Origin of the sequence: Corynebacterium sp. ACRPF, from assembly GCF_022347395.1 — a bacterium.
GTDB classification, from domain to species: domain Bacteria; phylum Actinomycetota; class Actinomycetes; order Mycobacteriales; family Mycobacteriaceae; genus Corynebacterium; species Corynebacterium tuberculostearicum_D.
Map to the genome: position 1 here is coordinate 39,696 of NZ_JAKRNB010000017.1, position 7,942 is coordinate 47,637.

Genomic DNA, 7,942 nt, shown 5'->3' on the forward strand with positions numbered 1-7,942 from the left:
AAAAGCGGCCGCGTTATCCGCTCCGCCGAGTGGTTGGGCGGGGATAACGCGGCTAAAAGTGGGCCATTAGCGGTTGGAGCGGTACCAACCGATGAGCTCATCGGTGGACTGGTCGCCGGAATCGGCGGCCTCAGCGCCGGAGACGGCCGGGGCCAGGTCATTGGCCTGCTGCTTGCCGAGCTCCACGCCCCACTGGTCAAAGGAGTTGATATCCCAGATAACGCCCTGGGTGAATACGATGTGCTCGTAGAGGGCGATGAGTGCGCCGAGCACGGCAGGGGTCAGCTCCTCGGCCAGGATGGTGGTGGTCGGGCGGTTGCCCGGCATGACCTTGTGCGGCACGACGGCCTCGTCTACGCCTTCGGCCGCGATTTCCTCTGCGGTCTTGCCAAAGGCCAGCACCTTGGTCTGGGCAAAGAAGTTGCCCATGAGCAGGTCATGCATGGAGCCGGAGCCGTCGGCGGTGGGGAAGTCCTGCTTCGGGCGAGCAAAGCCGATGAAGTCCGCCGGGATGAGGCGGGTGCCCTGGTGCATGAGCTGGAAGAAGGCGTGCTGGCCATTGGTGCCCGGCTCGCCCCAGTAGATTTCACCAGTGGACGGGGCGGTAACCGCGGTGCCATCGCGGCGCACGGACTTACCGTTGGATTCCATGGTCAACTGCTGCAGGTAGGCCGGGAAGCGGCCGAGGTCCTGCGAGTAGGGCAGCACGGCGTGGGTCTGGGCGCCGAAGAAGTTGGTGTACCACACACCGAGGAGGCCCATGAGCGCTGGGACGTTTTCTTCCAGTGGCGCGGTGCGGAAGTGCTCGTCCATGGCGTGGAAGCCCTCGAGGAAGCGCATGAAGTCCATCGGGCCGATGGTGCACATGAGGGACAGGCCGATGGCGCAATCCACGGAGTAGCGGCCGCCGACCCAGTTCCAGAATGGGAACATGTTCTCGGTATCGATGCCGAACTCGGCTACCTTCTCCGCATTGGTGGACACGGCGACGAAGTGCTTGGCCACGGCGGATTCATCACCATCGAATTGCTCGATGAGCCAGCGGCGCGCCGCGTGTGCATTGGTTAGCGTCTCCTGGGTGGTAAAGGTCTTGGAGGCGATGATAAACAGGGTGGATTCTGCATCGAGGCCATCGAGCGTGGCGGCCATATCGGCCGGGTCCACGTTGGAGACGAACTCGGCAGAGATGCCGGCGACCTCATAGGAACGCAGTGCCTTGGCCGCCATGGCCGGACCAAGGTCGGAGCCGCCGATGCCGATGTTGACCACCTTTTTGATGGTGTGGCCGGTATGCCCCAGCCAGGCGCCGGAGCGCAGCGCGGTGGCAAAATCACGCATGCGGCCCAAGACCTCGTGGACATCGGCGGCAACATCCTGGCCATCAACGCTCAAGTCATCTTCGGCCGGGATGCGCAGCGCGGTATGCAGCACGGCGCGATCCTCGGTGTTATTGATGCGCTCGCCGGCGAACATGGCATCGCGGCGGGCCTCAAGGTCGGCGGCCTTGGCTACCTCAACCAGCTGCTTGACGATGTCCCCGTCGATCAGGTTCTTCGACAGATCGACGTGCAAACCGGCGGCGTCGAAGGTGAAGTTGCGGGCGCGGTCTGCATCGGCGGCAAAAAGCTCGCGGAGGTTGAGGTCCCTTTTATCCTCATATACCTTCGCGAGCTCGCTCCACTGGGCAGATGCGGTGATATCCATGGTGGTAGGCCTTTCTGGCAACTAGCGCATTGGCAACATGTACCCCTCCCACCGTAGTCCAGAAAGGGCAACCGCGTCGGGGCCTTCTAGAGGATGAGCGCGCCTGCCCAGCCAGCGATAAGCAGCGGAATATTGAAGTGAATAAAGGTGGGAATAACCGAGTCACGGATGTGGTCGTGCTGGCCATCCGCGCCCAAGCCCGCGGTAGGGCCGAGGGTGGAATCGGAGGCGGGAGAGCCGGCGTCGCCAAGCGCGCCTGCGGTGCCAATAAGCGCCACGGTGGCCGCGGGGCTAAAGCCCAGCGACATGCACAGCGGCACATAGATAACGGAAATAATGGGCAGGGTGGAAAAGGACGAGCCGATGCCCATGGTGACCACGAGGCCTACCACCAGCATCGCGCCGGCGGAGAGGACCTTATTGGTGCCAAAGAGGTTGGCAGTGGCATCGACTAGCGGGCCGACCTCATCGGTGGCCGTCATAACCGAGGCAAAGCCCTGGGCGGTGATCATAATGAAGCCGATGAGCGCCATCATCTTCATGCCATTGGTAAAGACATCGTCCGCGTGCTTCCAGTCCACCGCGCCGGTAAGCAGCAAAATACCCAGGCCGGTCAGCGCGCCGACCATGAGGCCATCGGATTCGAAGTCGAGCGCCTGCATGACGATCTGCACCGCAAAGGTGGCAATGATGGCCACGACGGAAACCCACACCTTATAGGCGGAAGGGGTTTCCTGGTGCTCCTCAGCCGTGATGGGCAGGTTCTCATAGTCGCGCGGCTTGCGGTAGCTAAAGAAGATAGCGATGAGTAGGCCGGCCAGCATACCGAGCGCCGGCACGCCCATGACCTGCATGATATTGATATCGGAGGTATCAAGCCCCGCCTGCTGGATATTAAAGAGCAGGATATCGTTCAAGTAAATGGAGCCGAAGCCCACCGGAATGAACATGTAGGTGGTGATAAGGCCGAAGGTCAGGCAGGTAGTAATCAGCCGGCGGTCCAGGCGCAGCTTATTCATCACCGTAAGTAGCGGCGGGATGATGAGCGGAATGAAGGCAATGTGGACTGGGATGAGGTTCTGGCTCATCACGGACATGGCGATGAGCCCGAGGATGAGCATCCATTTGGTGGCCAGGGCGGTCTTAGGGTCTGCTTCGCCGCTGCCGCCGAGCCTGCGGATGAGGAAGTTAGCCAGGACCTGTGGCAGCCCGGCCGAGGCCACGCCCATGGCAAAAGCGCCCAAGAGGGCATAGCTTAGGGCAATCTTGGCGCCGCCGCCCAAGCCGTCTTGGAAGGCGACCATGGTGGCATCAAGCCCCATGCCCGACAGGAGCCCGCCGACGATGGCGCCTAGGAAGAGCGCTACCACCACATGCACGCGCAGGAGGGCGAGCACGAGCATGACAATGACGGCGACGAGAACTGCATTCATGCTAATTCAGGGTACTGCATAGTATCGGCTGGCCAGTAATTATTCGGCTAACCCAGCCGGCCGCGGCCCATGCGCAGCAGCGCCGAGGCGATGGTGGGTCCTTCCTCACCGAGTTCATCGCGGAACTGATTCAAAATGGCGATCTCGCGGGTGTGGACCAGGCGGGTGCCGCCGGAGTTCATGCGGGTGCGGCCAATGGCCTGGGAGACTTCCGTGCGGCGTTTAGCGGCATCCAAGATGATGCGGTCCATGCGGTTGATTTCTTCGCGATACTGTTGGATCTCCGCATCAGATAGGGGATCATCCGTGCCCGAAGGCGTGCGGATGTCCAGGCCGTTATCGACGATGTCCTTGTTATCTTCTGCGGTCATAAGACCATATTGTGCCACCCGCCCGCGCAAAAGGAAATAGCAGCTCGCACGGCGGATACGGGGCGTGTCCGGTGGGGCTAGTAGGTTGGAAGGCATTATGAACGAAAACTCTCCTTTTAGCCCTTCCCCGTCCACCGACGGTGCCTCGAACCCTAGCCCCTTTGGCGGCTTCGGCGCACCGCGTGAAGCGAGCCCGCAATCCGAATCCCCCGATGCCTTGACCGAGGGCCTCAACCCACAGCAGCTGGAGGCCGTTACCCACTCGGGCAGCCCGCTGCTCATCGTGGCCGGCGCCGGTTCCGGCAAGACCGCCGTGCTTACCCGCCGCATTGCCTATCTCATGCGCCATCGCGGGGTAAATCCGTGGGAGATCCTCGCCATTACCTTTACTAATAAGGCCGCTGCGGAAATGAAGGAGCGCGTGGGCGGGCTAGTAGGCCCCGTGGCCGAGCGCATGTGGGTATCTACCTTCCACTCCATCTGTGTGCGCATCCTGCGCCAAAATGCGCAGCTGGTGCCGGGTCTTAATACCAATTTCACCATTTACGATGGCGATGATGCCCGCCGGCTATTGTCCATGATTGCCAAGGACATGCAGCTGGATCTGAAGAAGTACACCCCGCGCGTGCTGGCCAATCAGATTTCTAACCACAAAAACGAGCTCATCGGCCCCGAATCCGCGCTGGAGAAGGCGCAGCAGACCAAGAATCCATTTGAGACCACCGTGGCCCAGGTCTATGCCGAATACCAGCGCCGCCTGCGCGCGGCCAATGCCGTGGACTTTGATGATCTCATCGGTGAGGTGGTGCGGATTTTCACCCAGCACCAGCAGGTGGTGGATTTCTATCGCCGGCGCTTTAAGCACGTGCTTATCGACGAGTACCAGGACACCAACCACGCCCAATACGCCCTAGTTGCCGCGCTCGTAGGCAGGGGAGAGCTCGGTCCGGATGCGCCGGCGCTATGCGTCGTGGGCGATTCCGATCAGTCCATTTATGCCTTCCGCGGGGCCACCATCCGCAATATTCAGGAATTCGAGCGCGACTACCCGCAGGCGCACACCATCTTGCTGGAGCAGAACTATCGCTCCACGCAGACCATTCTCAACGCGGCCAATGCCGTGATTGCCAAGAATGAGAACCGCCGCGAAAAGAACCTGTGGACCGCCCACGGTGAGGGCGAGCAGATCGTAGGCTACGTTGCCGATAATGAGCACGACGAGGCGCGCTTCATCGCCTCTGAAATCGACTCCTTGGCGGATAGGGGCCGCAGCTATTCCGATATCGCGGTCATGTACCGCACCAACAACGCCTCCCGTGCGCTGGAAGATATCTTCATTCGCTCCGGAATTCCGTACAAGGTGGTGGGTGGCACGCGCTTTTATGAGCGGCGCGAAATCCGCGACATGGTGGCCTACCTGCGCATCTTGGATAACCCGGACGATACGGTAAGTCTGCGCCGCATCATCAACGTGCCCAAGCGTGCCATTGGTGACAAGGCGCAGGGGCATATTGCCCTCCATGCGGAAAACCACGGCATTAGTTTTGGCAAGGCGCTTGCCGATGTCCCCCGGGGCGACGTCCCTGGCCTTGGCACCCGGGCGATTAACGCAGTCACCAAATTCAACGACATGATGGAGGGTATCCGTAATCAGATCCCGTCCATGCGCGATGAGGTTACCGGCCAACCGGATTTGGGCGAGTTGCTTTCCGCCATTTTGGATGCCACGGGATACAAGGCGGAATTGGAAAACTCCAACGATCCGCAAGATGGCGCGCGTCTAGATAACCTCAACGAGTTGGTATCGGTGGCGCGCGAATTCACCTCGGAGGCGGCCAACCAGCTTGCTGCATCCGGTGCGGATGCAGTGGACCCCTCTGAGCTAGTAGAGGAGGGCGAAGCCTCGCCCGGTTCGCTGCAGACATTCCTGGAAAAGGTATCGCTGGTGGCTGATGCTGACCAGATCCCTGATTCCGAGACTGGTGTGGTCACCATGATGACTTTGCACACCGCAAAGGGCCTTGAGTTCCCCGTGGTCTTTTTGACCGGCTGGGAGGATGGCCAATTCCCGCATATGCGCTCACTGGGTGACCCGAAGGAATTAAGCGAGGAACGCCGCCTCGCCTATGTAGGTATTACCCGCGCTCGCGAGCAGTTGTATCTTACCCGCGCCATTTTGCGCTCGGCGTGGGGCAATCCGGTGACTAATCCCGCCAGCCGCTTCCTCGGCGAGGTCCCAGAAGACCTCATCAACTGGCGGCGCGAAGACTCCGATAGCTCCCTGACCGGAGCGTGGGGCGAGGACGACTACCAATATGGTCGCTCCTACGGCCGCGATTGGTCCGGGTGGGGCAGTGGTGGTTCCAGGTCTGGGGCGCGCGGTGCAGGGCGCGCTGCGTCTTCCCCATCGCAGCGCACCAGCAAGCCGGCGGCGACCTCGATGCCTAAGAACAATAACCTCAACCTAGCCGTGGGTGACCGCGTCAATCACGCTAAGTACGGGCTCGGAACTGTCATTGAGACGTCCGGCTCCGGCAAGCGCGCCACGGTCACCGTGGACTTTGGTTCTTCCGGTAAGGTCCGGCTGATGCTCATCGGCGGAGTGCCGATGGAAAAGCTTTAGACCGAAATGCCGCGCTCGTTGAACCAGGAAACTGGGTCAACGGGGGCGCCTCCGCCTGGGTGAATCTCAAAGTGGAGGTGCGGGCCAGTGGAGTGGCCCTCGTTGCCAATGCCGGCGATTTCCTGCCCCGCGGTCACGCGCTCGCCCACATTTACCTTGAGCTGGTCTGCCGGCATGTGGCCGTAGACGGAGATGGTTCCGTCATCGTGCTGGATGCGGATCCAGTTGCCAAAGCCCTGCGCTGGGCCGGAGTTGATGACGGTGCCGTCCATAACCGCGTGAATCGGGGTGCCCACCGGGTTAGCTACGTCGATTCCGTTGTGCATCGTGCCCCAACGCTGGCCAAAGCCAGAAGTAAGTGTGCCGGAGGTAGGAAAGACCACGGTATTGCCCGCGGAGTCCTTGCCGCGCTTCGTGGTGAGTCCGGAGTGATTTCCCTGTGGAGCGAATGCTTCCTTCAATCCCGGTACAGATCCAGGATCCAAGACGATATTTACTCCGCCGGATTCGTTTCCATCTACCTGCGGGGTAGCCTCGCCGTTGAGCAGGCCAACCGAGGTGGTGGCTAGGCCAACAAGGGCGTCGACCACTCCGGCGTTATCTACATTGGTAGCGGTGGGCTCGGAGGAGCCGTCCGATACGTCCACGCTAGCCACTGGCTCTGCAGCAAAAGCGGTGGTGCCGGTAGCAAGTACGGTGCCGAGTGTAACGATGCTCAGCGCCACGTTCTTGCGTGCGCGGTTCATGCGCTTCATATCTTAAGTCCTTTTCATGGCTGTGCATGGTCTCGGGACGCTTGTGCCCTAGTGAGGGCGGCGTCTTGCAACTGCCAACCGCGACACGCCGAAAGCTGAAATGCTTGCGTCCGAAATCGCTTGTGGCAACGAGTTAAAAGTTAGCCCGCCCGAACGGCCCGCGCAATCTTAAAAAACGCTGGTAGAGGTGGAAATAATTCGAAATTATTCGAACATGCCAGCTTGTTGCGCGTGTTACCAATGTGATTGGAGTGGCGTCTGTAAAGTACTGGTTTAGGGTCTGGGGGTGGACCTTGGGGGTGGCGCCCAAGGCTTGGGGCTGCCGTCTCGTGCGGTATCGGCGGCTGCAAGCTAAAAATATCCACTCACCTGCGACAAGTCTGCGCACTGGACTTGCCTGAATGTGCTTCTGGCGCCTTTATGGGGTCGTGGTGAGGGTCTAGCTGGTGCTGTGTTCGCTAGTGGCAGCGGAGTACTCAGGCGGCGCCAAGCGCGGTGTAGTGCGCCCTTGGGGCGGTCTGGAGCGCAGTTGATGCAATCCTATCTTCCGGGCGAGTGCACTAGGTGACGGGAGAGTATCTGTGGGCATGACAAAGCGCTGCAGAGAAGTTCTCTGCAGCGCTCAACAAGAAGGTAGTCGGTGTGCGGCTCTTTAGATATCGATGCCGCGCTCAGCCAGCCAAGGTTGCGGATCGATTGCCTCGCCACCGTTCGGGTGAACTTCGAAGTGGAGGTGGGAGCCGGTGGAAAAGCCCATCGAGCCCATGCCAGCGATCTTCTGGCCGGCGTGGACGTGCTCGCCCACGGCAACGTCAAGGGTCTGCATGTGGCCGTAGACGGTCATGGTGCCGTCATCGTGCATGATGCGGATCCACTGGCCAAAGCCGGAAGCTGGGCCGGAGTCGATGACGGTGCCGTCCATGACGGCAAGGATTGGGGTGCCGGGAGAGTTGGCGATGTCGATGCCCTTGTGGAAGGTGCCCCAGCGCATAGCGAATGGGGATGTGAATGCGCCCTCGGCCGGGCGAGCTACGGACGGTGCGCGAGCAGCTTCGT

The 7,942-nt window shown here is 60.9% G+C and carries 6 protein-coding genes; 1 reads left to right on the plus strand and 5 read right to left on the minus strand.

Features of this window, described 5'->3' with window-relative positions:
- Nucleotides 1-66 precede the first annotated feature (66 nt).
- The 3 genes from pgi to MHX61_RS08805 all read right to left on the minus strand — a co-directional run bounded on the left by pgi (nt 67) and on the right by MHX61_RS08805 (nt 3,508).
- The gene (gene pgi / locus MHX61_RS08795) at nt 67-1,704 is read right to left on the minus strand and encodes a glucose-6-phosphate isomerase (protein WP_239194200.1); all 1,638 of its coding nucleotides are present in this window, start codon (nt 1,702-1,704) and stop codon (nt 67-69) included.
- Between the two features lie 86 nt (nt 1,705-1,790).
- Nucleotides 1,791-3,137, minus strand: a complete 1,347-nt coding sequence (locus MHX61_RS08800; RefSeq protein ID WP_239194202.1) for a Na+/H+ antiporter family protein — start codon at nt 3,135-3,137, stop codon at nt 1,791-1,793.
- A 47-nt stretch (nt 3,138-3,184) separates the two neighbouring features.
- Complete coding sequence (locus tag MHX61_RS08805; RefSeq protein ID WP_005323805.1) at nt 3,185-3,508, minus strand: chorismate mutase; 324 nt, start codon at nt 3,506-3,508, stop codon at nt 3,185-3,187.
- Nucleotides 3,509-3,605: 97 nt separating this feature from the next.
- On the opposite strand from MHX61_RS08805, the gene pcrA reads away from it, so the two are divergent.
- A complete protein-coding gene (gene pcrA, locus MHX61_RS08810) occupies nt 3,606-6,131 on the plus strand; it encodes a DNA helicase PcrA (protein ID WP_239194204.1) in 2,526 nt (841 codons plus the stop codon).
- Here pcrA and MHX61_RS08815 read toward each other — a convergent pair.
- The gene (locus MHX61_RS08815) at nt 6,128-6,886 is read right to left on the minus strand and encodes a M23 family metallopeptidase (RefSeq protein WP_204609805.1); all 759 of its coding nucleotides are present in this window, start codon (nt 6,884-6,886) and stop codon (nt 6,128-6,130) included. The two genes, pcrA and MHX61_RS08815, sit on opposite strands and share 4 nt — an antisense overlap.
- Nucleotides 6,887-7,538: 652 nt before the next feature.
- On the minus strand, nt 7,539-7,942 hold a 404-nt coding region (locus tag MHX61_RS08820), incomplete at its 5' end, for a M23 family metallopeptidase (protein WP_239194206.1).

What these genes read in the sequence shown, in the direction of transcription:
- pgi (WP_239194200.1), bottom strand. Translation starts at nt 1,704, where the DNA reads ATGGATATCACCGCATCTGCCCAGTGGAGCGAGCTCGCGAAGGTATAT.
- pcrA (WP_239194204.1), top strand. Translation starts at nt 3,606, where the DNA reads ATGAACGAAAACTCTCCTTTTAGCCCTTCCCCGTCCACCGACGGTGCC.
- MHX61_RS08805 (WP_005323805.1), bottom strand. Translation starts at nt 3,508, where the DNA reads ATGACCGCAGAAGATAACAAGGACATCGTCGATAACGGCCTGGACATC.
- MHX61_RS08800 (WP_239194202.1), bottom strand. Translation starts at nt 3,137, where the DNA reads ATGAATGCAGTTCTCGTCGCCGTCATTGTCATGCTCGTGCTCGCCCTC.
- MHX61_RS08815 (WP_204609805.1), bottom strand. Translation starts at nt 6,886, where the DNA reads ATGAAGCGCATGAACCGCGCACGCAAGAACGTGGCGCTGAGCATCGTT.